This window comes from Amphritea sp. HPY, assembly GCF_050870985.1.
Taxonomy (GTDB): Bacteria; Pseudomonadota; Gammaproteobacteria; order Pseudomonadales; family Balneatricaceae; genus Amphritea.
Map to the genome: position 1 here is coordinate 1,036,555 of NZ_CP194015.1, position 25,649 is coordinate 1,062,203.

Genomic DNA, 25,649 nt, shown 5'->3' on the forward strand with positions numbered 1-25,649 from the left:
TAATTGGATTCATTGGAGAGCGGGATGCAGGAGCAGTTTAATCAGTGGTTTGCGGTATTAGGCTTAGCGGATCAGTCTTCTGGCTGGATTATTCAGGTGTTTGTCATCGTCTTTATGACGATGCTGTTGAACTTTCTGTCTAACCGTATTTTTCGCCGGCTTGAGTTGCAGCTGGCAAAAACTAAAAATGTCTGGGATGATATTCTGCTGGCTGCGGCACGCAAGCCGGTGGCTCTGCTGATCTGGGTGCTGGGTGCAAGTTGGGCGCTGGAAGTTGTTGATCAGCAAACCGGTACTATCTTGCTTGATGTGGTGCAGCCACTGCGGCGGGTGCTGGTGATTGTGATGATCGCCTGGTTCCTGAATCGCTTTATCCGTCTCGCTGAGGGTGTGCTGGTGCATCCCGAGAAGATAAAAAAACCGATGGACGAAACAACCGTCGGTGCGATCGGTAAATTATTGCGTCTGTCTATCATCATAACCTCTGCTTTAGTTGTGTTGCAGAGTTTTGGTTATAGCATATCCGGTGTCCTGGCATTTGGTGGTATCGGCGGGCTTGCGGTTGGCTTTGCGGCGAAGGACTTGCTGGCGAACTTTTTTGGCGGCCTGATGATCTATCTTGATCGGCCGTTTAAGGTCGGTGACTGGATCCGTTCGCCTGATCAGGATATCGAAGGTACGGTGGAGGATATCGGTTGGCGTCAGACCCGTATTCGTACGTTTAGTAAGCGCCCGTTGTACGTACCTAATGCGACATTTGCCAGTATATCGGTGGAAAATCCATCGCGCATGACCAATCGACGTATCTATGAAACCATTGGTTTGCGGTATGAGGACGCCGATAAAGTGTCGGCGGTGGTTGATGCGGTGCGGGCAATGCTGAGTCAGCATCCTGAGATTGATACCAATCAGACCCTGATTGTTAATCTCAATAGCTTTAGCCCCTCTTCGTTGGATTTCTTTGTCTATACCTTTACTAAAACCACTGACTGGGTGAAGTTTCACGCAATTAAACAGGATGTGATGGCAAGGATTATTGATATCGTTGCTGAGCATGGTGCTGAATTTGCGTTTCCGACTCAGACTATTCATCTGCCTGATGAGCTAAAGCTGCAGCAGGGAGCTGCTGAGTAGTTTTTTGACAAAGGAAAAGCCGCCTGTTAGCGGTTTTTTTTGTTTCGGACGATGATTGCTATGACCTGTGCTGGTTTTAGATTATCCTTGCGCTTGTTTTTTTAATTTGAAGTGAAGCTAAAATGTCCGATTCTATAGATCAGTCCTCCGTTAATGCTATAACCGGTTTTGATGCCGAGCAGCGTTTTGATTTTCTCGTTGCTGAAGTGATCGCCAATGGCGAGCTCTGGGTTCTGACCGATGATCTCGGCAGTGTTATGCTCAATACCGATGATGAAGATTGTGTTCCGGTATGGCCGGGTCGGGCGTTTGCAGAGCAATGGGCAACTGATGAGTGGTCTGAATGCGAGCCGCTGGCAATTCCATTAAAGGAATGGAATTTCCGCTGGACACCGGGCCTGGAAGAAGATGGTTTTGCCGTGGTGGTATTCCCGATGACCGGCGAAGCAGAGCAGGATGGTCTGGTGGTATCACCGGAGGAGCTGGATCGGGCTCTTACGAAGGCGCTGAAGGCATCCCGCGGTTAAGGCAGGGCTTACTGTCCATGCTATAAAAAACGGAGCTGAATGCTCCGTTTTTTTATGGCTTGAAAAAAGGCTTGGTAGGACTGTTGAGCGGCTTATTTTTCTGTTGGTGTGATCAGTACCAGTGCGCCCATCAGTGGGTGGTCGAGATAATGTAGTTCTTTACTGCGCATACGACGCCCGGTTTTCATCTCTACAGTGAGGAAGTCAGGGACATTGCTGCGGGTCAGGTAGCGGTTGCCGTTACTGCTTGGCTGAGTGCTTGCTGTGTCCGGGATTTCGGCTTCGGGAGATGCTGGAGGCGCAGGGTTTAAGTGCTGTGCTTCGGCAGCTGTCAGCTGACGGCTGTGAAACAGATCGCTGCGGAAATGCAGGTAGCGGGCTTTGTCGATTGCGATATAGCCTTCAAGCTCATACAGTCCGTTATCGAGTATGTCGCCGCCGGTGATGTGGATAGTATCTTTGCCTTTTTTCTCGCCGATAGGTTGTACCCAGGCTTCGTGAAACAGGATGCGATAATCGCCGCTGCGACGCAGGCTGACTTGTTTCTGGCTCAGTTCCAGTTCGGATTTTGGCAGGCGGGTAAAGTAATTTATCTGCTGTCCGCCTTTGTTGTATGCCAGGTCGCGCGTATTGGCGCGTGAAGGTACTTCGTTAATGGCGGGCCAGAGCTCGTCATCCAGCGTGTCGGATGGCAGGTAGTTGAAGATCAGTATTTCCACTTTGTAGTTGGATGTGTCAGCCATCCCGGGTGTGGCAGCAAAGCAGGCCAGAGTCAGAATGGCCAGTGCAGTCCTTGTAACCGTTTTTATCATCATGATTTTTCAGCCAGCTCAGAAAGAAGTTGTTCTACCGCCTTAAAGCGGTGCTCTATTTTATCCATGTTTAAGGTGAACTTCAGCTGACTGGCGCCGCCAAACTGAAACTTTTTTGGTTGCGTCTGAATTAACTGCACCAGCTTGAATGGATCAATTGGTGTGTCTTCGGCAAAATCGATACGCCCGACTTCGTTTCCGGCATCGATTTTAGTGATGCCCATCGCTTCAGCCTGTAGCTTAATCAGCGTGGTGCGGAACAGGTTTTTAGACTGTTCCGGCAGAATGCCAAAGCGGTCGATCATCTCAATTTGTAGCTCTTTCAGCTCAATCTCGTTTTTTGCGTTGGCGATCCGTTTATACATGATCAGTCGGTTGTGTACATCTGGCAGGTAGTCGTCCGGAATCAGTGCCGGCAGTCGCAGATTGATCTCCGCGCCATGTTGGAGCGGTGATTCCAGGTTGGGAGTCTTGCCCTCCTTGATAGATTCAACCGCCTGTTCCAGCATCTCCATATAGAGTGAGAAACCGATATTTTGAATCTGTCCGCTCTGATCCTCGCCTAGCAGCTCGCCCGCGCCTCTGATTTCCATGTCATGGGTGGCAAGTGTAAAGCCGGCTCCGAGTTCGTCCGCTGAGGCAATCGCTTCCAGGCGCTTAGCTGCGTCTGCTGTCATCACCTTTTTCGGTGGCGTCATCATGTATGCATAGGCCTGGTGGTGGGAGCGACCAACCCGTCCGCGTAGTTGGTGCAGTTGTGCCAGACCGAATTTGTCGGCCCGGTCGATGATAATAGTGTTTGCGCTGGGTACGTCGATACCGGTTTCGATTATCGTGGTGCAGACCAGTACGTTGTAGCGCTTGTGGTAGAAGTCAGACATCACTTGTTCCAGTTCCCGTTCACGCATCTGGCCATGGCCGATGCAGACCCGGGCTTCGGGGATCAGGGTGCTGATCTCTTCGGCGGTTTGTTCGATAGTCTTAACTTCATTGTGCAGGTAATAGACCTGTCCGCCGCGTAAAAGCTCACGGAGTATCGCCTCTTTCTTGAGTGCCAGTTCCGATTGGCGGACAAAGGTTTTAACCGACAGCCGTCGCGCCGGTGGGGTTGCGATGATCGAAAGGTCGCGAATGCCGGACATCGCCATATTCAGCGTGCGTGGGATCGGTGTGGCTGTCATTGTCAGGATATCGACTTCAGAGCGAAGCGATTTCAGGCGCTCTTTTTGTTGTACACCAAAGCGGTGCTCCTCATCGATGATCAGTAGTCCCAGGTCGCTGAATTTCAAGTCGCCCTGAATCAGTTTGTGGGTGCCGATAACGATATCCGTTTTACCTTCTTTCAGGGATTTGAACACGCCGGTGGTTTGTTTGCCGGTGCGGAAGCGGGATATGAGTTCGACATTGACCGGCCAGTCGGCGAAGCGGTCTTTGAAATTTTCGTAATGCTGCTGTGCCAGTAGGGTGGTGGGTACCAGTATCGCGACCTGTTTACTGCTCTGTACGGCCATAAACGCAGCGCGCATGGCAACTTCAGTCTTGCCGAAGCCAACGTCGCCGCAAACCAGGCGATCCATCGGTTGCTCAGAGCTCATGTCTTTTACTACGGCGGAGATCGCATTAGCCTGATCGATGGTTTCTTCGAATGGGAAGGCGGCACTGAAACTGGCGTAATGCTCGTCCGGTGCGTCGAACTGGTGGCCGCGGCGGGCTGCGCGGCGGGCATAGATATCGAGCAGCTCTACCGCAGTGTCGCGGACTTTTTCGGCGGCTTTCTTACGGGCTTTGCTCCATTGTTCGGTGCCAAGCCGGTGCAGTGGGGCAAGTTCATCGCCTGCGCCACTATAGCGGCTGATAAGGTGTAATGATGCTACCGGTACGTACAGCTTGGCTTCGTTGGCATACTCCAGCATCAGAAATTCAGAGGTCTGAGAGTCGATGTCGAGGGTCACCAGTCCCTGGTAGCGGCCAACCCCGTGATCAATATGCACGACCGGTGCGTTAATGCTCAGTTCGGTAAGGTTTTTAATGACCTGGTCAGATTGTTCCTGTTCACGGCTGCGGCGTCGGCGCTGAAATACCTGGTGGCCGAACAGTTGAGTTTCAGTAATCAGGTGAAACTTACCCGGTACGCTGATGCCCTGCTGCAGCGGATAGGTGGTAATTGCGATGGGGTAGCCATCGGCAAAGAATTGCTCAAGGGTGTCGACCTGCCGGGGTTTTATATCTATGCGTTCCAATAGTTCCAGTAGTGCTTCGCGGCGACCGGCTGATTCGGCGCAGAATAGAACGGGATCAGACGTAGTGCCAAGAAAATTATTGATGGCTGTTAGTGGTTGCGCGGCCTGAGCGTTGATAGTCAATTCAGGCGGAGTTGTAAATGGCAGATTGTAGCGTCCGGCGCGGGCCTGGGTCTTGCCTTGTTGAAGCTGGATCCTGCGAGCGGGCTTGAGAATGCTGAATAACTCATCGGTTGGGATGAACAGTTTCTCCGGCGTAAGAATCGGTCGTTCGATGTCGTAGCGCCGATCCTCGTGACGTTCCTGAATGTCGTTCCAATACTGTTTGCAGTGCTGTTCAAGGTCTGTGTCGGTAACAATGAGTATGTTGTCAGGCAGGTAATCAAACAGTGTCGCGCTCTGATCAAAAAACAGCGGCTGGTAATATTCGATACCGGGCGGGGTGATGCCGGCGCTGACATCCTGATAGACCGGGCAGCGCTGATAGTCGACATCGAAGGTTTCACGCCAGCGAGATTTAAAGTTGCGGATGGCGCCTTCGTCGAACGGAAATTCCTTAGCTGGCAGTAGCCGGATCTTATCTACCTGGGCAATTGAGCGCTGGTTTTCGGGGTCAAACGAACGCAGTGTTTCAATCTCGTCGTCAAACAGCTCGATTCGGTAAGGTGTTTTACTGCCCATCGGAAAAAGATCAATGATTGACCCGCGGATCGCGAACTCTCCGTGCTGATAAACAGACTCGGTAAGATGGTAGCCGGCATCAATCAGCTTGTGGCGCATGGTTTCCAGGTTGAGTTGTTGTCCCTGATCCAGAATCAGCGTGTTGCCATCTAGAAACTGTGGTGGAGCGACTCGGTGCATCAGGGTGCTGGCCGGTACTATTAAGATGCCGCGCTGTAGTTGCGGTAGTTGAAACAGTGTGCTCAGGCGCTGTGAAATAATATCCTGGTGGGGGGAGAAGTTGTCGTAGGGCAGTGTTTCCCAGTCTGAGAACAGGTGACAGGCCGGAGTTTGCTCTGTGCTATAGAAACGAATCTCGGATTCCAGTCGTGCGGCGCTGTCAGTATCGTTGGTGATACATAAGATTGGGCCCGGATGTTGGTTGGCGATCTCGCTGGTGATCAGGCCGCGGGCGCTGCCCTGAAGGTTGCCAATACGGCGGATGTCGCCTGCTTTTTGTGGCAGCTGATATTCAATTTCAAACACTTACGACAAGCTCCGCATCAGGATTAAACTTAAGATATTGCGTTTTGGGCCTATGTTACGGGGCGCGAAACAAAAGTACACAACTAAATAACCTGTCTTTAATTTGAAATATAACCCTAAAGTGTAGTGATTCAGATTTGCCCGCAGGTGCGGAAAAGGGGATAATGCGGACCAGTAAAAATTGACTGCTTAATTTGACTACTACCATTTTGGAGTGTGCCGTGAGCCAAGATAAAGTGTTAGCTGACTGGAAAGGTCGCGAAGCATTAGCTGAAGAGATGATACCGCTGGTCGGTCGTCTCTATCGTGATAAGAACGTTGAGACCTCCGTTTTCGGCCGTCTTGTTATCAAGCGTTCTGTTGTGGATGTGCTGAAAGCACACCGTTTTGTGCGCCAGGTTGAAGGGCAGGAGTTATCAGTTGCTGATACTCATCCTGTGCTGAAAGCGCTGGATAACATTGATGTTAAAAATGCACACGTGGATATCGGTAAGCTGGCAGCTAAGTTCCGTGAAGAGGGTAATGGCGCTTCACTGGAAGACTTCCTGGCTGAAGAGCTTGCTCCTGCGATTGGCGGTGCTGAAGCTGAAGCGACTGATGTCGTGCTGTACGGTTTTGGTCGAATCGGCCGCCTGTTGGCGCGTCTGTTGATCGAGCGTACCGGTGGTGGTCAGTCCCTGCGTCTGCGTGCAATCGTAGTACGTAAGGGTAAAGCTGCTAAAGATCTGGAAAAGCGTGCCAGCCTGCTGCGTCGTGATTCTGTGCATGGTTCTTTCAAGGGTACTATCCAGGTTGACGAAGAAAACCAGGCGATCATTGCTAATGGTAATCTGATCAAGGTTATCTACTCCGATGGTCCGGATCAGGTTGATTACACCGCTTACGGTATCAACAATGCACTGGTACTGGATAACACTGGTATCTGGCGTGATGAAGCTGGCCTGTCTCTGCACCTGAAATCTAAAGGTGTATCGAAGGTTGCACTGACTGCGCCAGGTAAAGGCATCAAGAATATCGTTATGGGTGTTAACCACGCTGATATTTCTGACGATGATAATATTTTGTCTGCTGCGTCTTGTACTACAAACGCTATCGCGCCGGTTCTGAAAGCGCTGGATGCTAAGTACGGTGTAGCTAACGGTCACGTTGAAACTGTTCACGCTTACACTAACGACCAGAACCTGATCGATAACTACCATAAAGGTGATCGTCGCGGTCGTGCTGCTGGCCTGAATATGGTTATCACTGAGACAGGCGCTGCAAAGGCTGTTTCTAAGGCTCTGCCTCAGTTGGAAGGTAAACTGACAGGTAATGCGATCCGCGTACCTACGCCGAACGTATCCATGGCTATCCTGAATCTGAATCTGGATAGCCCGGCCGATAAAGAGACTCTGAACGCATACCTGCGTGACCAGGCGCTGCATTCGCCGCTGCAGAAGCAGATCGATTACAGCAACTCGCCGGAGGCTGTATCTTCTGACTTCGTTGGATCCCGTGCCGCTGGTATTGTTGATTCACTGGCGACTATCGCTGAAGACAATCGTTGCGTACTGTACGTTTGGTACGATAACGAGTTTGGTTACAGCTGTCAGGTGATTCGTCTGGCCCAGCGTATGGCTCAGTGCACGCTACCTGCGTTCCCGAAAGCAAAGCGCTAAGCTGAGGAATATCAAGAAAAACCGCTCTAAGGGGCGGTTTTTTATTGGGTTTTTTTGCTAATTCCTTTTAAGTATAACTATATTCCTTAAAGTTCTATTAGTATCCTCGTATTAGTGATCTAAAACCGCCGTTTGGCAGACGGTTTTGTAGAAAATTTACCTCCCGATCTTTATACTTAACCGGTTTTTGGGTTGGGGTTATCCCGTCCGTTGCTTGGGTTTTAGTTTCAGTTTGTGGCATCAGGGGACAGTGTCGCAGGGCTGAAGGCTTAATTGCCCTGCAGGATGGGATCCTGAATAATTATAATAGTTATTGGGTGAGGCGGATGATCAAGATCAAACAGGGTCTGGATCTACCTATAACGGGCGCTCCTGAACAGGCTGTTTCTGCAGCTGTTGAGGTTAAGTCCGTCGCCGTGATCGGCTTCGATTATGCAGGCTTAAAGCCTACGATGCGGGTCAAGGTGGGAGATCGGGTAAAACTCGGTCAAGTTATCTTTTCTGATAAAAAGACTGAAGGTGTTGATTTCACTGCACCTGCTGCGGGTGTGGTCACAGAGATCAACCGTGGAGAACGTCGAGTTCTGCAGTCTGTAGTTATCGAAATTGATGGCGATGACGCGATAGAATTTAATAAGTATGCAGCATCTGAGTTGTCTTCTCTGACAGCTGAGCAGGTACAGGATAATCTGGTTAAATCCGGTCTCTGGACTGCTCTGCGTACACGTCCATTCAGCAAGGTTCCGGCACCAGGCTCTAAGCCTGCGTCTATCTTCGTGACCGCTATGGATACTAATCCTCTGGCTGCTAACCCTGAAGTGGTTATTGCAGAGCAGAGCGAAGCATTCACAAATGGCTTGTCACTGCTGACACGCCTGACTGAAGGCGCGGTATATCTGTGTAAAGCTGATGGTGCGAACGTGCCAACTACCGATGGTGTGACTGTTGCAGAATTCGCCGGTAAACATCCGGCAGGTAACGCAGGTACACATATCCACTATCTTGATCCGGTTTCCCAGCAGAAAACTGTCTGGACTATCGGTTACCAGGATGTGATCGCTGTCGGTCAGCTGTTTACCACTGGCCAGCTTTATACTGATCGGGTAATTGCAGTTGCAGGGCCTAAGGTTAAGCAGCCAACGCTGGTACGTACCCGTCTGGGTGCTGACCTGAACGCTGTGCTGGCGGGTCGTACTGAAGGTGATAACAACCGTGTTATCAGTGGTTCAGTATGGAACGGCCTTGCTGCTAATGGTCCTTTAGCTTATCTGGGTCGTTATGCTGACCAGGTTACTGTGCTGACTGAAGGTAATGAACGTGAGCTGATGGGCTGGCTGGTACCTGGTGCCAATAAGTTCTCCGTGCTGAATGTTTTCACTTCTTTCCTGAATCCGTCTAAGAAGTTTGACTTTACGACGACGACTAACGGATCTGAGCGGGCCATGATTCCTGTTGGACAGTTCGAAGAACTGATGCCAATGGATATTCTTCCTACGCAGCTGCTGCGTGCTCTGGTAACCGGTGATATCGTGAATGCGATGGAGCTTGGCTGTCTTGAGCTGGCCGAAGAAGACCTCGCGCTGTGCACATTTGCCTGCCCTGGCAAGTATGAGTACGGCCCGATCCTTCGCGACAATCTGACGCGTATCGAGAAAGAGGCCTGATCATGAGCTTGAGAAATATTCTTGATAAAATGGAGCCGCACTTCCATAAAGGCGGCAAGTATGAAAACTGGTATGCGCTGTATGAAGCAGCCGATACTATTTTCTACACTCCGGGTCATGTGACTAAGGCTGCGTCCCACGTACGTGATGCGGTTGACCTGAAACGGATGATGATCCTGGTTTGGGCTTGTACCTTCCCGGCGGTATTCTTCGGTATGTACAACCTTGGTCTGCAGGCAAATACTGCAATGGCTGCCCTGGGTATTACCGAGCCGACTTCCTGGCAGGGCGGTCTGGCAGCAATGTTCACCAGCTTCAGCCCGGACAGTCTGTGGGATAACATTATCCACGGTGCTATGTACTGGCTGCCAATCTACATTGTTACTTTTGTTGTAGGTGGTTTCTGGGAAGTGCTGTTTGCGATGAAGCGTGGCCACGAAGTCAACGAAGGTTTCTTCGTAACTTCTATCCTGTTTGCGCTGATTCTGCCGCCAGATATTCCACTGTGGCAGGTTGCCCTGGGTATCAGCTTCGGTGTGGTTATCGGTAAGGAAGTGTTCGGTGGTACCGGCAAAAACTTCCTTAACCCTGCGCTGACTGGTCGTGCATTCCTGTTCTTTGCATATCCTGCACAGATGTCAGGTGATGCGATCTGGACGGCGGTTGATGGTTTCTCCGGTGCTACCCCTCTGGGTCTGGCAGCTATGGGTGGTGTTGACGCTATCCTGGCGCAGAATATTACCTGGTTCGATGCTTTCATCGGTACTATTCAGGGTTCTGTTGGTGAAGTGTCTACTCTGGCAATTGCTGCCGGTGGCCTGGTGCTGCTGATCGCTAAAGTGGCCGCGTGGCGTATTGTTGCCGGTGTACTCCTGGGTATGATTGCGATGTCGACCCTGTTCAACCTGATCGGCTCCGATACTAATCCTATGTTCGCTTTGCCATTCTACTGGCATATGGTTCTGGGTGGCTTTGCCTTCGGTATGTTCTTTATGGCGACCGATCCGGTTTCAGCTTCTATGACCAATACCGGTAAGTTGTGCTTCGGTGCACTGATCGGTGTGATGGTCGTTCTGATCCGTGTGGTTAACCCGGCATTCCCCGAGGGAATGATGCTGGCGATCCTGTTCGCTAACTTGTTTGCACCACTGATCGACAACTTTGTTGTCCAGGCAAACATCAAACGGAGGGCCTTGCGCAATGTCAGCAAGTAAAGATTCTATCGGTAGAACGATTACCGTAGCTGTTTTGCTGTGTGTAGTGTGTTCCGTTGTAGTTTCCGCGGCAGCAGTACTGCTCAAGCCTCTACAGGTTGCTAACAAGAACCTTGACCGTCAGACCAATATCCTGGCTGCAGCTGGTATCGCCACTGCAGGAAAAGATATTCCGGCGCTGTTCGGTGAGGTGATCGAGAAGCGCTTCGTTGATCTGCGCTCCGGTAAGTACACTGAAGTGTCTGATCCGGCGCGTTACGATGCCAAGAAAGCGGCGAAAGAGTCTGACACTGGTGTCGCTCTGGAGCGTGGCATTGATATCGCATCTATCAAGTATCAGGCGAAAGTTATGCCTGTATACCTGGTTAAAGGCGAAAGTGAGACTGGCTTCGATAAGGTGATTTTGCCGGTACACGGTTACGGCCTCTGGTCTACCTTGTACGGTTTCCTTGCGCTGGAAAGTGACCTTAATACTGTTGTAGGTCTGGGTTTCTACTCTCATGCAGAAACTCCTGGGCTAGGTGGCGAAGTCGATAATCCGAACTGGAAAGCGGTTTGGCCTGGTAAGGAGGTATATCCTGCAGGCTCAATGGTGCCAGAGCTGGGGCTGATCAAGGGTGCTGTTGATCCCGCTAATCCGAATGCCAGGCATCAGATTGATGGTTTGGCTGGCGCGACTTTGACAGCAAACGGTGTTACCAACCTGGTTCAGTTCTGGATGGGCGAGAATGGTTATGCACCATTCCTGGCAAACCTGAAAGCAGGGGGGGCGTAACTCATGTCTCAAGCTAAAGAAGTCCTGTTAGGACCTATTTTTACCAATAACCCGATCGGTTTGCAGATCCTGGGTATCTGTTCCGCACTGGCGGTAACATCGAACCTGGGTACTGCATTTGTAATGTCACTGGCGGTAATCGTTGTAACAGCGTTTTCTAACCTGTTTATCTCGATTATCCGTAATCAGATTCCGAGTAATATCCGGATTATCTGTCAGATGGCGATCATTGCATCATTGGTAATCGTGGTAGACCAGATCCTGAAAGCCTACGCTTACGATATTTCGAAGCAGCTTTCTGTATTCGTTGGTCTGATCATTACTAACTGTATCGTAATGGGTCGTGCCGAAGCATTCGCGATGAAGAATCCTCCGGGAATCTCCTTCCTGGATGGTATCGGTAACGGTCTGGGTTACGGAGTGGTACTGATCTTTGTTGGTTTCCTGCGTGAGCTGTTCGGTGCCGGTAAACTGTTCGGTATTGAAGTGCTGCCTCTGGTAACTGACGGTGGCTGGTATCAGGCTAACGGTATGATGCTGTTACCGCCAAGTGCGTTCTTCATTATTGGTATCTTCATCTGGCTGGTTCGCTCCTTCAAGAAGGATCAGGTTGAAGCACCTGAGTTCGAACTGGCGAAAAACTCTAAGAAGGAGGCTGTGTAATGGAACAGTACATCAGCCTAGTCGTTAAGGCGATTTTCGTAGAAAACATGGCACTGGCCTTCTTCCTGGGGATGTGTACATTCCTGGCGATCTCTAAGAAGGTACAGACCTCTCTGGGTCTGGGTATCGCAGTAATTGTAGTACTGGCGATCACCACCCCGGTAAACAATCTGATCTATAACCTGCTGTTGCGCGAAGGTGCACTGGCATGGGCCGGCTATCCGGAAGTAGATCTGAGCTTCCTGGGTTACATCTCTTACATCGGCGTAATTGCGGCGATGGTGCAGATTCTGGAGATGTTCCTGGATAAGTACGTACCTGTACTATACAACTCGTTGGGCGTATTCCTGCCGCTGATCACCGTAAACTGTGCCATCATGGGTGCTGCACTGTTTATGGTAGAGCGTGACTACACCTTCGGTGAATCTGTAGTCTATGGTACCGGTGCTGGTGTCGGCTGGGCGCTGGCGATTACAGCCCTGGCAGGTATCCGTGAAAAGCTGAAATACAGCGACGTACCGGATGGTCTGCGTGGTCTGGGTATCACCTTCATTACTGTTGGTCTGATGTCCCTGGGCTTCATGTCTTTCTCCGGCGTACAGCTGTAAAGCTGTCACATGATTAACTAAAGGAAGGATTAGCTAATGAATGCAGAAATCGTTCTCGGCGTTGTCATGTTTACCGCAGTGGTGCTTGCACTGGTCGCGGTAATTCTGGCAGCCCGATCAAAACTGGTTAGCTCCGGTGATGTGACCATTCGCATCAACGAAGACGACGCTAAAACAATTACAGTACCTGCTGGCGGTAAGCTGCTGCAGACCCTGGCAGAGAAGGGTATTTTTATCCCGTCTGCCTGTGGTGGTGGCGGTACCTGTGCCCAGTGTAAGTGTCAGGTTCTCGACGGAGGTGGTTCAATGCTGCCGACTGAGGAATCTCACTTCACTATGCGTGAAGCTAAAGAGGGCTGGCGCCTGTCTTGTCAGGTTGCAGTTAAACAGGACATGGAGCTTGAACTCGAAGAGGAAATCTTCGGTGTTCAGAAGTGGGAATGTACGGTTGAATCTAACCCTAACGTTGCAACCTTCATCAAGGAACTGACCCTGCGTCTGCCTGAAGGCGAAAACGTTGACTTCCGCGCCGGTGGTTACGTTCAGCTTGAATGTCCGCCACACGAAGTGCATTACAAAGACTTTGATATCGAGGAAGAGTACCGCGGTGACTGGGATAAGTTTGACCAGTGGCGTTATGTTTCGAAAGTGGATGAAAACACTATTCGTGCATACTCCATGGCCAACTACCCGGAAGAGCGTGGTGTTGTTAAGTTCAACATCCGTATCGCTTCTCCGCCTCCGGGTACCGATGTACCTCCGGGCATCATGTCTTCGTACGTATTCAGCCTGAAGCCAGGCGATAAGATTACCGTTTACGGACCATTTGGTGAGTTCTTCGCTAAAGATACCGATAACGAGATGGTCTTCATCGGTGGTGGTGCAGGTATGGCGCCTATGCGTTCTCATATCTTCGACCAGCTGAAGCGTTTGAACTCTAAGCGTAAGATCTCTTTCTGGTATGGTGCGCGCTCCCTGCGTGAGTGCTTCTATAACGAAGAGTACGATATGCTGGCCGCTGAAAATGAAAACTTTAAGTGGCATCTGGCACTGTCTGATCCGCAACCGGAAGACAACTGGGATGGCATGACAGGCTTCATTCACAATGTGTTGTATGAGAACTATCTGAAGGACCATGACGCGCCGGAAGATTGCGAGTACTACATGTGTGGACCGCCAATGATGAACGCGGCCGTAATCCAGATGCTGGTAGATCTGGGTGTTGAACGGGAAAATATCTTCCTTGACGACTTCGGTGGCTAATATTCTGATGTCTGTATCTTTCAGACAAGGAATTCGGTGGCCGGCAGCTCTGCTGCTGGCCGCTCTGTTTCTGCCTGTTTTCTTTCTGACTGGCTGTTCCAAGCCGGTTGCTAACGTTGTCAGTCATAGCGGCATGACAATGGGAACCTCCTTTACCGTTAAGTGGGTTTCTTCTGACAGCTCGATCGATGCTGAGCTGCCTTCCCTTATCAACCAGGTTCTGGTTGATGTGAATAACAGCATGTCTACCTATCAGGCTAACTCTGAACTCACCCGGATTAATCAATTGCCGGCGGGAAGCTCAGTTACAGTGTCTGCAGGTCTTGCTGAAGTGTTACAACGGGCTCTAGAAATTAGCCAGAAATCTGACGGTGCGTTTGACGTCACTGTAGGCCCGCTGGTTAATTTGTGGGGCTTCGGGCCAGATGGCCGGATTATTAAAGCGCCCGCTGATGATGAGATCAGTACGCTGATGGCGCGGGTTGGCTATCAATATCTCGATTTTGATGTGCAGCAGGCAACATTGCTCAAACAGCGCGATATCTATATCGATCTGTCGGCTATCGCAAAAGGCTATGGCGTTGATCGCGTCGCCAGACAGCTTGAATCGAAAGGCATTACCAGTTATCTGGTTGAAGTTGGCGGAGAGTTGCGGGCTAAAGGCCTTAAACCCGACGGTGTCAGCTGGAAAGTCGCTATTGAAGCGCCGGTCATTGGTGACCGTCAAATACAGCGTATAGTCGCCGTTAACAATGTCGGTATCGCAACATCAGGCGACTATCGCAATTATTTTGAAGAAAATGGTGTGCGCTTCTCCCACACCATTAACCCTGCGGACGGTAAACCGATCCGTCATCGCCTGGCGTCGGTTACCGTGTTGGCAGATGATTGCGCCAGCGCTGACGCACTAGCCACTGCTATGATGGTAATGGGGCCGGAAAGGGCAGAAGCGTTTGCAAGTCAGCAGGGTGTAGAAGCGTTGTTGATTGTCAAAACGGATACAGGTTTTACGGAAATAATGACGCCTGGATTTAGCAAATTCCTGGTGCAATGAGGTAAAGAACTATGGGTACTATGCTTTTAACGTTTGTTGTATTGATCAGTGTTGTAATTGCGATGTCGGTCGGCGTGATTATGGGGCGTAAGCCGATTGCCGGCTCGTGTGGCGGGCTTGCCAATGTTGGCATCGATGGTGATTGCGAAATCTGTGGCGGCAACCCGCAGAAATGTGATGAAGAGCAAGAGCGTCAGCAGAAGAAATCCGAGATTGCCGATATGTCTTATGAGGTTAAAGGCGCTGCTAAATAAGCTGCTTCATTATAAAGGCTAATGTATGTGACCTGTGGCAGTGGTTATGCTCAGAACTCAGGTGTTATTCATTACCTGGGGTGTGTTTGATTGCGGTATGCAGTAAGTAAAGTGCTAAAAAATAATCAATTATTAGGGGAAAGTGATGGCTGTATATGACTATGATGTCATTGTAATTGGCTCCGGTCCTGCCGGCGAAGGCGCGGCGATGAATGCGGCAAAGAAAGGCCGTCGTGTCGCCGTTATAGAATCACAAGACTCCGTGGGTGGTAACTGTACCCATAAAGGCACGATCCCATCCAAGGCTTTGCGTCACTCGGTTAAACAGATCATCGAGTTCAATACTAACCCGATGTTCCGTGATATAGGCGAGCCGCGCTGGTTCTCTTTCCCTAAAGTGCTCAAGCGCGCGGAAAAAGTTATCTCCAATCAGGTGATGATGCGGACTAACTTCTATTCCCGTAACCGTATCGATCTGTTCTTCGGCCAGGCTGAATTCCAGGATAAGAATACCATACTGGTAAAAGGCACTGTGAAGGGCGACGAAATGCTACGCGCCAAGAATGTTGTCATTGCTACCGGTTCCCGTCCATATACGCCGGACGACATCGATTTCAAGCATCCGCGTATCTATAACAGTGATACCGTTCTGACATTGAGTCATACGCCCCGCACTCTGATTATCTACGGTGCCGGTGTTATCGGTTCTGAATATGCCTCGATCTTCAGTGGTCTGGGCGTGAAGGTTGACCTGATCGATTCTATGGATCGTCTGCTGTCTTTCCTTGATGTTGAAATCTCAGATTCCCTGAGCTATCACTTGCGTAATAACGCAGTTAAGATTCGTCACAACGAATCCTATGAAAAAGTTGAAGCAGACGAGCGCGGTGTCACCCTGACCCTGCAGTCCGGTAAGATGATTCGCGCCGATGCCTTCCTCTGGTGTAACGGCCGCACCGGTAATACTGACATGCTGAAGCTGGAAAATATTGGCCTTGAAGCGAACAGTCGTGGCCAGCTGGTTGTTGATGACCACTATCGCACCCAGTGTGAAGGTATCTATGCCTGCGGTGATGTGATCGGCTGGCCGGCATTGGCTTCTGCTGCACTCGACCAGGGTCGCGCGGCGTCATCTGACTTGCTTGGTGCAGAAGATTTTCGCTACATCAATGATGTGCCTACCGGTATCTATACCATTCCTGAGATCAGCTCAATCGGCAAGACTGAAGAGCAGCTCACTGAAGAACGAGTACCCTACGAAGTGGGGCAGGCGTTCTTTAAAGATACCGCCCGGGCGCAGATTTCCGGTCAGCCGGTGGGTATGCTGAAGATCCTGTTTAACCGTGAAACCCTGGAGATTCTCGGTATTCACTGTTTCGGTGACCATGCTTCCGAGATCGTGCACATCGGCCAGGCGATTATGAATCAGGAAGGTGAGGCGAATACTATTAACTACTTCGTCAATACCACCTTCAACTACCCGACCATGGCCGAAGCCTATCGGGTAGCTGCGATAGCGGGTCTGAACCGGATTGCCAATCTGTAAAGCTTCTGGCTTCCGATGGTAGAGTTAAAAAAGCCGCTCATCTGAGCGGCTTTTTTGTGACAGTATTATTTCTTATCTGACTTGTTCTCCGGCTCTTTATAGAAGCCGTCTTCGTAGTACTTGCCTTTCACGCCGAGGGTTTTCTCGACCCAGCGATTGTAGTATTTCCAGCAGAAGAATCCCGGCGTCATAGTAATCATGATCGCCAGCATCAGGCCTGAACCTGAGTATTTTTCTGGCAGCAGGGCGGTGATCCACTCGTGGAATCCGGTCTGCTCCATCAGCAGGTAGTAACCAAACAGGCCAAGCAGGCCGAATCCGGTCGCGATATGGTGCAGAACTTTGTTGTGGCTGGTTTCAGGCATAGTGTTGTAATCGGTTAACCAAGGTAGCGGTGCGCACGCAGGCTGGGCAGGAACAGGTCCGGGTCTATTTTGAGATCGTTGCGTTCCAGTCGGCTGCGTGTATCCGGTGGTGATAAAGGTGGCTCATTATACTCGGGCAGCACCGGATTTGCAGGGTTAAGCGCAACCAGAATTGGCAGGGATATGTTTTTTGCTTTACGGATCAGCTGATCCTGCTCTTTCCAGAGCATGTTGGCGCGTATCACCGGTGCCAGTGTCTGGATCTGGGCCAGCAGGTCGCCGGGGCGCAGTCTGCCAACGGCCTCTATCTGGCGTTGAATATGGGTCTGACTGGTGTCCATTTTCATAAGCCGGTCGAGGGCCTGTTGCGGTGTCAGTTTCTTGATGCTGCGGCCGCTGGTATACCAGCTGAAGCCGATTTTAACTGGCGCTGTTTCAAGCACCGGGATATGCCGGTAACACTGTTTAAGGTGCAGCCGTGACGCGCCCTGAAAATGCAGCAGTGTCGCGAGTTTTTCGCTGCGAAGGTGGAGTTGTTGCTGCAGTGGCAGGTCTTTGCTTAGGCGGTATTGGGTGGCGTGTCGCTGAAACTCGCACTTCGCCTGATTGACCAGTAACGCCTGTTTGATCAGTGCTGCGTCTGCGCCGATCAGGCCGTGATGGCTGATTGTGGTGCGGCCATCCCGGCCATCGCGGTACCAGATATCACTGTATAGTGCAGCGGCGCTGCTGAGATTAGCCGGTTTCAGGCCCGGCAACCAGAAGGGGAGTTGATTTGATGCGAGTTGCGCGGCAAAGCCATTGAGCCTCGTCTGAAGTTGTTCGAGGCTCTCGATCAGGTCGCTGGCGCTGCTGTTATTGTTCACCGTCGTCCTGGTCTTGCTGTTGCAGTTCTTTTGCCTGGCAGGACAGGATATGGCGGGCAACAATGGTACGGCTGCTCTCCGGCATATCGGTAAATTCGATACCGATCTTGAAGTATTCTTCCTGCTCAACGCAATGCAGCACATGACCGTACACCAGCAGGCCGGTGAGGTTGTCTTCAAAGACCAGCTTCATCGCGAGGTAGCTGTCGGCCTGAACCGGTTCGTTGCTGACAAAGCTCATGCCGCCTTCACTGAGATTGATGTTCTGGCGGGAGAGGTTTTCAAAGTCCATATCATTGGCGGCAACTACCTTGGCAATCGCATCAATCTTGGCATTGAGGGATTCAAGAAACAGGGCCAGGGCCGGATCTTTCTGAGATATTTTCCGCAACTGGTAATTGCTGTCGTGATCCAGCTCCTGCAACTGACTCAGTAAAGTAAAGAATGGCGATACTTCAAACTGAGATGGGAACATACCCCGTTCCATTTCAGTTTTGCTGACTACTTTGTAATCCAGTGAAACATTACCGTTGATGCGAAAATACTGGCGGCGTTCCTGATCCAAAATTCAGTCCTCAGGCTAGAGTCATTTTTATCGAGTATAGCGAATATTCTTCTGATTTTGTTAGAGAAATTTCACTGGCTGTGATTTAATCCTGTGCCATGTTTAAGCCATTCTCTATTTATGTCGGGTTGCGTTATACCGCAGCCAAACGCAGTAATCATTTCATCTCATTTATCTCACTGGTTTCGATGCTGGGATTGATGCTGGGTGTTGCTGCGCTCATCGTTGTGCTTTCGGTCATGAACGGTTTTGACCGTGAACTGAAAGACCGCATCCTTGGCATGGTACCCCATGCGACAATTTCCGATTACGGTCAGCCACTAACCAGTTGGCAGGAAATATCACAGCAGGTAGTTCAGAAGCCCGGTATTGTGGGTGCTGCGCCCTATATTCAGGCGCAGGGGATGCTGACCAATCGTGGCGTCGTTCGCGGTGTGTTGATCAATGGTATTGACCCGGAGCTTGAGAGCAAAATCTCTATACTTGACGAGCACATCAAGGCCGGTAGTCTCGAGGCGCTGGAGCCGAAAAGCTACGGCATTGTACTCGGCAGCTTGCTGGCTCGTTCTATGGGGGTTTCCCTGGGGGACAAGATAACGCTCGTGTTGCCTGAGGCTTCTATCAGTGTTGCCGGAGTGATTCCGCGCCTGAAACGGTTTAATGTGGTCGGGTTATTTGAAGTGGGCGCCGAGCTTGATGCCAATCTGGCCTATATTCATATCGCCGATGCTGCCCGAATCAAGCGCATGACCGATGGTGTCGATGGCTTGCGCCTGCAGTTTGAAAACCTGTTTGAAGCACCGTATCGCATTCGTCAGATAATCGAAGATCTTGGACAGTATTATCGGGCCAGTGACTGGACCCGTACCCATGGCAATCTGTTTCAGGCGATCCAGCTGGAAAAGAAAATGATCGGCCTGCTACTCTTTCTGATTGTCTTTGTTGCGGCGTTTAATATTGTTTCTACGCTGGTGATGGTAGTTACCGATAAGAAAGCAGATATTGCTATCCTGCGTACGTTGGGCGCGACGCCCGGTCGAATTATGCGGATATTTATGGTGCAAGGCACGGTTATCGGTGTGCTGGGGACGCTTTTGGGGACGGCTCTGGGTACCGTGCTTGCGCTGACCATCAGTGACCTCATCGCCTGGGTTGAGCAGACCTTCAGCATTCAGTTCCTCAATGCCGATGTGTACTTCATCAGTTACCTGCCATCGGAGCTTAATTTAAGTGATGTAGCGGTTATCGTTATTACAGCACTGAGCATCAGTTTTCTGGCAACCTTGTATCCGGCTTACCGGGCATCGCGAACCCAACCTGCAGAGGCGCTGCGTTATGAGTGATCAGGCTATGAGTGACGGCTCTGAAATCCAGGATAACGGTTTAGTGCTTGAGTGTCGTCAGTTAAGAAAGACCTATGGTGATACGGCTGCGCCTGTCGAGGTGCTTAATGGCATAGATCTGCAGTTAAAACGTGGTGAAAGACTGGCCATTATTGGTAGTTCTGGTTCCGGTAAAAGTACGCTGCTGAATATGCTGGGCGGACTAGATACCCCTACATCCGGGGATGTGCTGGTCGCCAATAAGTCGCTTTACAATATTAATGAAAACGCCCGGGCGCAGTTACGTAACCGTTCCCTGGGCTTTGTTTATCAGTTTCATCACCTGTTGCCTGAATTCAGCGCGCTTGAGAATGTAGCGATGCCGTTGCTGATCAGAGGTGTTGCTATACCAGAGGTTCGAAAACAGGCGGCAGAGCTGTTGCAAGCAGTTGGTCTGGGGCATCGGATTGAGCATAAGCCTGCCACCTTGAGTGGTGGTGAGCGTCAACGTGTGGCTATCGCGCGGGCTTTAGTGACTAACCCTGCCTGCGTGTTGATGGATGAGCCAACCGGTAATCTTGATCGGCATACGGCGCAGGATGTGCAGCTCCTGATGCAGCAATTGAACCAGGAATTTCACATCTCATTTATTGTGGTTACCCATGATCATGCTCTGGCTGAGCAGCAGGGGCGGGTGTTAGAGTTGAAAGATGGCTTGTTGCTGCCAATTAATACTTAGTCTTTTGTTTTGTTGTTTGCGCTGGCAGCAGGGTCATGGGGCTCTGCTTCGGCCTCGCTGTCTTCAGTGTGCAGCAGACAGACCTCTTCCTGTTTAGTCTTAAACCTTCTTTTTTTCCAGCTGTGGTTGACGTGCCATACCCAGAAACGTTGCATCAGGAAGTAGCCAAGACCACCGGATACGATGCCACAAACCATCGAGCCGACAATAAGTGGTAGCCAGATGGCAGACAGGCCGTTGGTAAACCATTCCCAGCTCAGTTCAAATTGAATGTCCTGCAGTGGGCTGCCCAGAATCAGCGTACCTACCCAGTAAGCAAAATAAAACATCGGCGGAATGGTTATCGGATTGGTGATCCAGACCAGGCCAACTGAGATCGGCAGGTTGCTGCGCACAAACAGTGCGATGATCGCCGCGATCAGCATCTGTGAGGGCAGTGGAATAAAAGCGCAGAACAGGCCAACAAAAAACGCCCGACAAACGGATTTACGTGTCAGGTGCCAAAGATTAGGGTCATGAATATGATCACCCAGCCAGCTGAGGTAGCGGTTTGACTTGAGCTTATGCTCATCCGGCATGTATTTTCTTATCAATTTGCGCGGCATCGGTGACGCACTTATAGTTACTTCGTGGGATTTATATTATGCCCACAGAATTCCCCTAAGCCAACCGGTGAGATCAAGGATGATCGGAATTTGTATAGGGATAATCGTAGTGGCGTTTCTGCCTGATTTGCCAGCGGTCTGGATATTGATCTCGGGCACTGTTTTTGCCGTCTATCTGATTGTTATAAATAGAAATTTCCTGTATGGAAATGTTTTATTTCGCAGCATTGCCTGGTTATTGCTGGGCTGTTGTTATGCCGGACTTTGGGGGCATTGGAATCTTGCTCACCGCATGCCGCTTGATTCATCTCCGACTGATCTTGTGGTGAGTGGTGAAGTGCTCGGTCTGCCTAAGCTAAGTCCTGGGTTGGTTCAGAAGAATGGTCGGGAGAACAGTCAGGGGCGGGTGCAATTCCTGTTTCAGGTCGAGGTAATAGAAGTCGAAACGGCAGGTGTGGCTGATTTACGAAAAATTCGCCTGAACTGGTACAGGGCTGAGCATAGGGTCGAACCCGGGCAGCGCTGGCGTTTCAGTGTTCGGCTAAAACCGCCTGTTGGGTTAAGTAATCCCGGCGCCTTTGATCTTACCGGCTGGTTGTTCCAGCAGGGTATTGATGCACGCGGCTATGTCGTATCTGAGCCTGTTCCGATGCGGTTGACCGACAGCCATTGGTCGCTTGATCGGCTGCGCTATGCTGCGTTGATCGGGTTGCAGGAGATAGGTTTGAGTCAGCGAAGTGTTGCGACGCTGAAGGCGCTGTTACTCGGCGATAAGAGCGCACTTGGTCAGCTCGAGTGGGATCTGTTACGGCAAAGCGGCACTGTGCATCTGGTTGTTATCAGTGGCCTGCATATCAGTATTGTCTGTTTGTTGGGGTATGCCTCAGCGGCTTTTCTGCAAAGGCTGGCATTGCGGTGGATACCTTTGGCGATAGATCTGCGTGGTCCCCGGGTGTTACTGGCGATTGTTGCCGGTGTGATTTATGCAGCATTAGCTGGATTCAGTATACCGACCCAGCGGGCGTTGATTATGCTTTGCGCGCTGTTCTTGCCGATGCTTCTTAGTGGAAAGGGTGTTGTATTTACGCTCTGGAAGCGCTGGTGGTTAGCGTTGACGCTAGTGTTGATGATCCAGCCGTTAAGTGTACATCAGCCGGGTCTGTGGCTTTCCTTTACTGCGGTTGCTGTGTTGTTTTGTGCAACGTCGGCGGAGGTTGGGCAAGGTCGCGCAGGGAGAGTGCGTCAGCTGATCTATAGTCAGTGGTTAATATTCATCGGTTTGTTGCCGTGGTTGCTGTTTTATACTGGTAGTGTGGCGCTTTGGGCGCCACTGATAAATTTGCTGGCGATCCCGTTTCTTAGCTTTATATTACTACCCGGAATATTGATATTACTGGTGCTCGGGCTGTTTATACCTGGTTTTTCTGTGCCTGTTCTCGACGGTCTCGTTGAACTCTTCTGGCAGGGGTTAGTGGTGGTCGTGGGTACGGGGGAGGGTGTTGTCTCAGCTGATCCAGATTTTAGCGGGGTTATGTTAGCGATTTGCGGCGTGATGTTGTTGGCATTGCCGCGATTGCTGGTGTTTCGCTGGTTAGGTCTGTTTATGTTTTTACCTCTATTGAATGTGTCGCAACCAGCGCTGCCTGATGGTCAGTTCAAGGTTTGGATATTTGATGTCGGGCAGGGGCTTGCGGTGCTGATCGAAACGCGCAATCGTACGGTGCTATATGATACCGGTGCAGGCTTCAGAAGTGGCGGTAGTGTTGCGCTCTATACTGTTATTCCAGCGCTGCAGTCGTTCTCGGTAGAGGCGATAGATCGTCTGATTGTAAGTCATTCAGATAATGATCATTCGGGTGGCTATGCTAATATCGAAAAGAGATTCGAGATCAGGAATCTTCAATCCGGGAGCCCGTCATGGCGCTCCCGTTTTGCTGCAAAGCCCTGTGTGAGTGGGCAGGCGTGGCAATACGATAACGTTCGTTTCAGTTATGTTCAGCCGCAGCATCCGGCGATAGAAAATGAAAACAATTTCTCATGTGTACTGTTAGTAGAGAGCGAACACTGCAGTTTGTTAATCCCCGGGGATGTAGAGAGCGTAATAGAGGCTCAGATTCTGCAACAATATCCCGGTCTTGAGCTCGACTGGCTGGTCGCTGCGCACCACGGCAGTCGTTTTTCGACGGATCTTACCTGGTTGCGGCAAATGCGCCCGGCGGAGGTGTTTTTCAGCGCCGGACTGGCTAATCAGTATGGTCACCCTGCAGCCGAAGTAATTGCCCGGGTTGAAGCAATTGGGGCGCGTTGGAAGAGCACTGCAACAGCTGGTGCAATTATCTTGCAGCAGCGTGGTACGGGATGCGTTAGCGAATCGTTTCGGCAGCAAAAAAAGCGTTACTGGACAGGTAGTTAATATCTATTCTGGCGTAGGCCTCTATGGTAGAGTATGGCCAGTCTTAAGGAGGGTTACAGGTGTTTGAACTGATTCAATCAGGTGGTTGGTTAATGGTGCCGATTATCGGCTGTTCTATTCTGTCGTTAGCGATCTGTCTGGAGCGGCTCTGGGTGCTGCAGAAAAGTCGTGTGGCGCCGGGTCATTTGCTGTCTGATGTTTGGCAGCTGGTCCGTGCCGGTGAGCTTACTCCCGAAAGAATGCAGTTGTTGCGCAACCAAAGTTCGCTGGGCCAGATTATGGTTGCAGGCCTCAATAATTCAAAGCATGGCCGGGAGGTTATGAAGGAGAGTATTGAGGAGGCCGCACATCATGTGGTTCATCATCTTGAGCGTTTCCTGAATCCACTAGGCACTATCGCTGCGATCGCGCCATTACTGGGATTGCTGGGTACAGTTATCGGCATGATTAAAGTGTTTTCAGAGATCATGTTACAAGGTACGGGTAATGCGAATGTGCTTGCTGGTGGTATCTCTGAGGCTTTGATCACAACCGCAGCAGGGCTCTCTGTGGCAATACCTACGCTGATTTTTCACCGTTTTTTCCAGCGCCGGATCGAGTCTTTGCTTGTCGAGATGGAGCAGGAATCGATTAAGCTGGTGGAAGTAGTTCATGGCGAACGTGAAATTGATTACGAGTAGAAGGGGACAGGGCAGTGAAGTTCCGACAGAAACAGCCTGAAGAGGTTAATGTTAACCTGACACCGTTGATCGATGTTGTCTTTCTGTTACTCATCTTCTTTATGGTTTCGACCACGTTTACTAAAGAGACTCATCTGCAAATAGATCTGCCTGAAGCTGAAGGAGAGGTGGTTGATGCGCAGGTTGAAGTGGTGGAAGTGGTAATCAATGTGGAAGGTGGTTACAGCGTCAATGGTAACGGATTGATTAATAATCAGCCTGAGACGTTGCGCCGTGCCATTGTCGATCAGGCCGGTGATAACCGGAAGCTGCCATTTATCATCTCTGCTGATGCCGATACGCCGCATCAGGCGGTTGTGACCGTGATGGACGTGGCGGGCAGGCTGGGCTTTGCCAGTTTGAGTATTACAACGCAAAAGCACCAGGCGGAGCAGTAATCGTGAGTCTTGAAACGGCCTGGTATAAAAGCAGTGCCTGGCTGGTTTTGTTGCGTCCTCTGGAAAGGTTGTTTTGTTTTCTTGCCAGACGTCGGCGTCAGCAATATCAGCACGGTACAAAGTCGGTCTGGACTGCGCCGGTGCCGGTTATTATTGTCGGCAATATCAGTGTTGGCGGTACCGGCAAATCCCCTCTGGTTATCTGGCTGATCGACTGGCTGCGTCAGCAGGGATATAAACCGGGTGTTGTCAGTCGTGGCTATCGGGCGCAACCTCCTTGTAAGCCATTTTTTGTCACTGCCGGTTCCAGCGTTGCCGAAGCGGGTGATGAGCCGCTGATGATTGTGCGCCGTACCGGTGTGCCTCTGGTAATCGATGCTGATCGTGTCGCAGCAACAAAATTACTCCTGCAACAAACTGATTGTGATCTTGTTATCAGTGATGATGGCCTGCAGCACTATGCTTTGGGTCGAACTATTGAAATCGCAGTTGTTGATGCGAAGCGAGGCTTTGGTAATGCTCGTTGCCTTCCGGAGGGGCCGCTGCGAGAGCCAGTGAGCCGTCTGGATGATGTTGATCTGGTGGTGTTTAACGGTGAACCAGAGCGCTCGCTTGTGCAGCCGGATATTGAGACAAAATGCAGTGTTATGCAGATTCGGGTTGCTGGATTGCAAGCGGTTGGTTCGGATTCAGCAAAGCATGCTGAAGGTGAGAGGTTTGTCGGGATGGATCAGTGGCAGGGTGAGCGTAAGGTTCATGCCGTTGCCGGTATCGGTAATCCCCAGCGTTTTTATAACAGTCTGGCCAATGTCGGTTTTACGCTGCAGCAGCATTCATTTCCTGATCATCATCAGTTTCGTATCGATGAGCTTCAGTTTGATGATGGTTTGCCGCTCATAATGACTGAAAAAGATGCCGTAAAGTGCGATCATATGCAGCTTAGGAATGCCTGGTATCTTCAGGTGGGCGCGCAGCTGGAGCAAGGTTTTGAGTTGCAGCTGCGGGAAAAGTTGACGCGCTCTTCCAGTAAGTAAGCGTT

The 25,649-nt window shown here is 50.7% G+C and carries 24 protein-coding genes; 18 read left to right on the forward strand and 6 right to left on the reverse strand.

Annotation, left to right across the window (positions count from 1 at the left end; genetic code table 11):
• Positions 1-24 precede the first annotated feature (24 nt).
• Both ACQUQM_RS04405 and ACQUQM_RS04410 read left to right on the forward strand, forming a co-directional pair.
• Positions 25-1,134, forward strand: a complete 1,110-nt coding sequence (locus ACQUQM_RS04405; RefSeq protein ID WP_432473273.1) for a mechanosensitive ion channel family protein — start codon at positions 25-27, stop codon at positions 1,132-1,134.
• A 122-nt stretch (positions 1,135-1,256) separates the two neighbouring features.
• Positions 1,257-1,661, forward strand: coding sequence for a DUF2750 domain-containing protein (locus ACQUQM_RS04410; protein ID WP_432473274.1), 405 nt, complete (start codon positions 1,257-1,259; stop codon positions 1,659-1,661).
• Between the two features lie 92 nt (positions 1,662-1,753).
• Here the strand turns inward: ACQUQM_RS04410 and ACQUQM_RS04415 are convergent, their stop codons facing one another.
• Positions 1,754-2,476: a CsiV family protein gene (locus ACQUQM_RS04415; RefSeq protein ID WP_432473275.1), complete on the reverse strand. Its 723-nt coding sequence runs from the start codon at positions 2,474-2,476 to the stop codon at positions 1,754-1,756.
• Entirely contained in the window at positions 2,473-5,919 is a 3,447-nt protein-coding gene (gene mfd, locus ACQUQM_RS04420) for a transcription-repair coupling factor (RefSeq protein ID WP_432473276.1), read from the reverse strand. The genes ACQUQM_RS04415 and mfd overlap by 4 nt, the downstream gene beginning before the upstream one ends.
• Before the next feature lie 221 nt (positions 5,920-6,140).
• Between mfd and ACQUQM_RS04425 the strand changes: the two genes are divergently transcribed.
• The 10 genes from ACQUQM_RS04425 (at position 6,141) to sthA (ending at position 16,618) form a co-directional block, all read left to right on the forward strand.
• The gene (locus ACQUQM_RS04425) at positions 6,141-7,577 is read left to right on the forward strand and encodes a glyceraldehyde-3-phosphate dehydrogenase (protein WP_432473277.1); all 1,437 of its coding nucleotides are present in this window, start codon (positions 6,141-6,143) and stop codon (positions 7,575-7,577) included.
• A gap of 326 nt (positions 7,578-7,903) precedes the next feature.
• The gene (locus ACQUQM_RS04430; protein WP_432473278.1) at positions 7,904-9,241 is read left to right on the forward strand and encodes a Na(+)-translocating NADH-quinone reductase subunit A; all 1,338 of its coding nucleotides are present in this window, start codon (positions 7,904-7,906) and stop codon (positions 9,239-9,241) included.
• Positions 9,242-9,243: 2 nt separating this feature from the next.
• A complete protein-coding gene (locus ACQUQM_RS04435; protein WP_432473279.1) occupies positions 9,244-10,455 on the forward strand; it encodes an NADH:ubiquinone reductase (Na(+)-transporting) subunit B in 1,212 nt (403 codons plus the stop codon).
• Positions 10,442-11,230 (forward strand): Na(+)-translocating NADH-quinone reductase subunit C, encoded by a 789-nt coding sequence (locus ACQUQM_RS04440; RefSeq protein ID WP_432473280.1) that lies wholly within the window; start codon positions 10,442-10,444, stop codon positions 11,228-11,230. The genes ACQUQM_RS04435 and ACQUQM_RS04440 overlap by 14 nt, the downstream gene beginning before the upstream one ends.
• A gap of 3 nt (positions 11,231-11,233) precedes the next feature.
• Positions 11,234-11,893 carry an NADH:ubiquinone reductase (Na(+)-transporting) subunit D gene (locus ACQUQM_RS04445; protein WP_432473281.1) on the forward strand — a complete coding sequence of 220 codons (660 nt, stop codon included), beginning with the start codon at positions 11,234-11,236 and terminating at the stop codon, positions 11,891-11,893.
• Complete coding sequence (gene nqrE / locus ACQUQM_RS04450) at positions 11,893-12,501, forward strand: NADH:ubiquinone reductase (Na(+)-transporting) subunit E (protein ID WP_432473282.1); 609 nt, start codon at positions 11,893-11,895, stop codon at positions 12,499-12,501. Before ACQUQM_RS04445 ends, nqrE begins: the two co-directional genes overlap by 1 nt.
• A 36-nt stretch (positions 12,502-12,537) precedes the next feature.
• A complete protein-coding gene (gene nqrF, locus ACQUQM_RS04455) occupies positions 12,538-13,764 on the forward strand; it encodes an NADH:ubiquinone reductase (Na(+)-transporting) subunit F (protein ID WP_432473283.1) in 1,227 nt (408 codons plus the stop codon).
• A 7-nt stretch (positions 13,765-13,771) separates the two neighbouring features.
• Complete coding sequence (locus ACQUQM_RS04460) at positions 13,772-14,818, forward strand: FAD:protein FMN transferase (protein WP_432473284.1); 1,047 nt, start codon at positions 13,772-13,774, stop codon at positions 14,816-14,818.
• Positions 14,819-14,829: 11 nt separating this feature from the next.
• Positions 14,830-15,072, forward strand: a complete 243-nt coding sequence (gene nqrM / locus ACQUQM_RS04465; protein WP_432473285.1) for a (Na+)-NQR maturation NqrM — start codon at positions 14,830-14,832, stop codon at positions 15,070-15,072.
• A 145-nt stretch (positions 15,073-15,217) separates the two neighbouring features.
• Entirely contained in the window at positions 15,218-16,618 is a 1,401-nt protein-coding gene (gene sthA / locus ACQUQM_RS04470; protein ID WP_432473286.1) for a Si-specific NAD(P)(+) transhydrogenase, read from the forward strand.
• A 65-nt stretch (positions 16,619-16,683) separates the two neighbouring features.
• On the opposite strand, the gene ACQUQM_RS04475 is transcribed toward sthA, so the two are convergent.
• From ACQUQM_RS04475 to ACQUQM_RS04485, 3 genes are read right to left on the reverse strand one after another with little or no spacing between them, the layout of a single operon-like run.
• Positions 16,684-16,983, reverse strand: a complete 300-nt coding sequence (locus ACQUQM_RS04475; RefSeq protein ID WP_432473287.1) for a hypothetical protein — start codon at positions 16,981-16,983, stop codon at positions 16,684-16,686.
• A gap of 14 nt (positions 16,984-16,997) precedes the next feature.
• Positions 16,998-17,849 carry a hypothetical protein gene (locus tag ACQUQM_RS04480; protein WP_432473288.1) on the reverse strand — a complete coding sequence of 284 codons (852 nt, stop codon included), beginning with the start codon at positions 17,847-17,849 and terminating at the stop codon, positions 16,998-17,000.
• Entirely contained in the window at positions 17,839-18,414 is a 576-nt protein-coding gene (locus ACQUQM_RS04485; RefSeq protein ID WP_432473289.1) for a PilZ domain-containing protein, read from the reverse strand. Before ACQUQM_RS04485 ends, ACQUQM_RS04480 begins: the two co-directional genes overlap by 11 nt.
• A 98-nt stretch (positions 18,415-18,512) precedes the next feature.
• Between ACQUQM_RS04485 and ACQUQM_RS04490 the strand changes: the two genes are divergently transcribed.
• Both ACQUQM_RS04490 and lolD read left to right on the forward strand, forming a co-directional pair.
• Entirely contained in the window at positions 18,513-19,757 is a 1,245-nt protein-coding gene (locus ACQUQM_RS04490; RefSeq protein WP_432473290.1) for a lipoprotein-releasing ABC transporter permease subunit, read from the forward strand.
• Complete coding sequence (gene lolD / locus ACQUQM_RS04495; protein ID WP_432473291.1) at positions 19,750-20,475, forward strand: lipoprotein-releasing ABC transporter ATP-binding protein LolD; 726 nt, start codon at positions 19,750-19,752, stop codon at positions 20,473-20,475. The genes ACQUQM_RS04490 and lolD overlap by 8 nt, the downstream gene beginning before the upstream one ends.
• Here lolD and ACQUQM_RS04500 read toward each other — a convergent pair.
• On the reverse strand, positions 20,472-21,080 hold the full coding sequence (locus tag ACQUQM_RS04500; RefSeq protein ID WP_432473292.1) for a DUF2062 domain-containing protein: 609 nt from the start codon (positions 21,078-21,080) through the stop codon (positions 20,472-20,474). The genes lolD and ACQUQM_RS04500 overlap by 4 nt on opposite strands.
• Positions 21,081-21,159: 79 nt before the next feature.
• Here ACQUQM_RS04500 and ACQUQM_RS04505 point away from each other — a divergent pair, with 79 nt between their 5' ends.
• From ACQUQM_RS04505 to lpxK, 4 genes are read left to right on the forward strand one after another with little or no spacing between them, the layout of a single operon-like run.
• On the forward strand, positions 21,160-23,493 hold the full coding sequence (locus ACQUQM_RS04505; protein WP_432473293.1) for a DNA internalization-related competence protein ComEC/Rec2: 2,334 nt from the start codon (positions 21,160-21,162) through the stop codon (positions 23,491-23,493).
• A 59-nt stretch (positions 23,494-23,552) separates the two neighbouring features.
• Positions 23,553-24,173, forward strand: coding sequence for a MotA/TolQ/ExbB proton channel family protein (locus ACQUQM_RS04510; RefSeq protein ID WP_432473294.1), 621 nt, complete (start codon positions 23,553-23,555; stop codon positions 24,171-24,173).
• Positions 24,174-24,187: 14 nt separating this feature from the next.
• Positions 24,188-24,610, forward strand: coding sequence for an ExbD/TolR family protein (locus ACQUQM_RS04515; protein ID WP_432473295.1), 423 nt, complete (start codon positions 24,188-24,190; stop codon positions 24,608-24,610).
• 2 nt (positions 24,611-24,612) lie between these two features.
• Positions 24,613-25,644, forward strand: a complete 1,032-nt coding sequence (gene lpxK, locus ACQUQM_RS04520; RefSeq protein WP_432473296.1) for a tetraacyldisaccharide 4'-kinase — start codon at positions 24,613-24,615, stop codon at positions 25,642-25,644.
• The last annotated feature ends 5 nt before the right edge of the window (positions 25,645-25,649 follow it).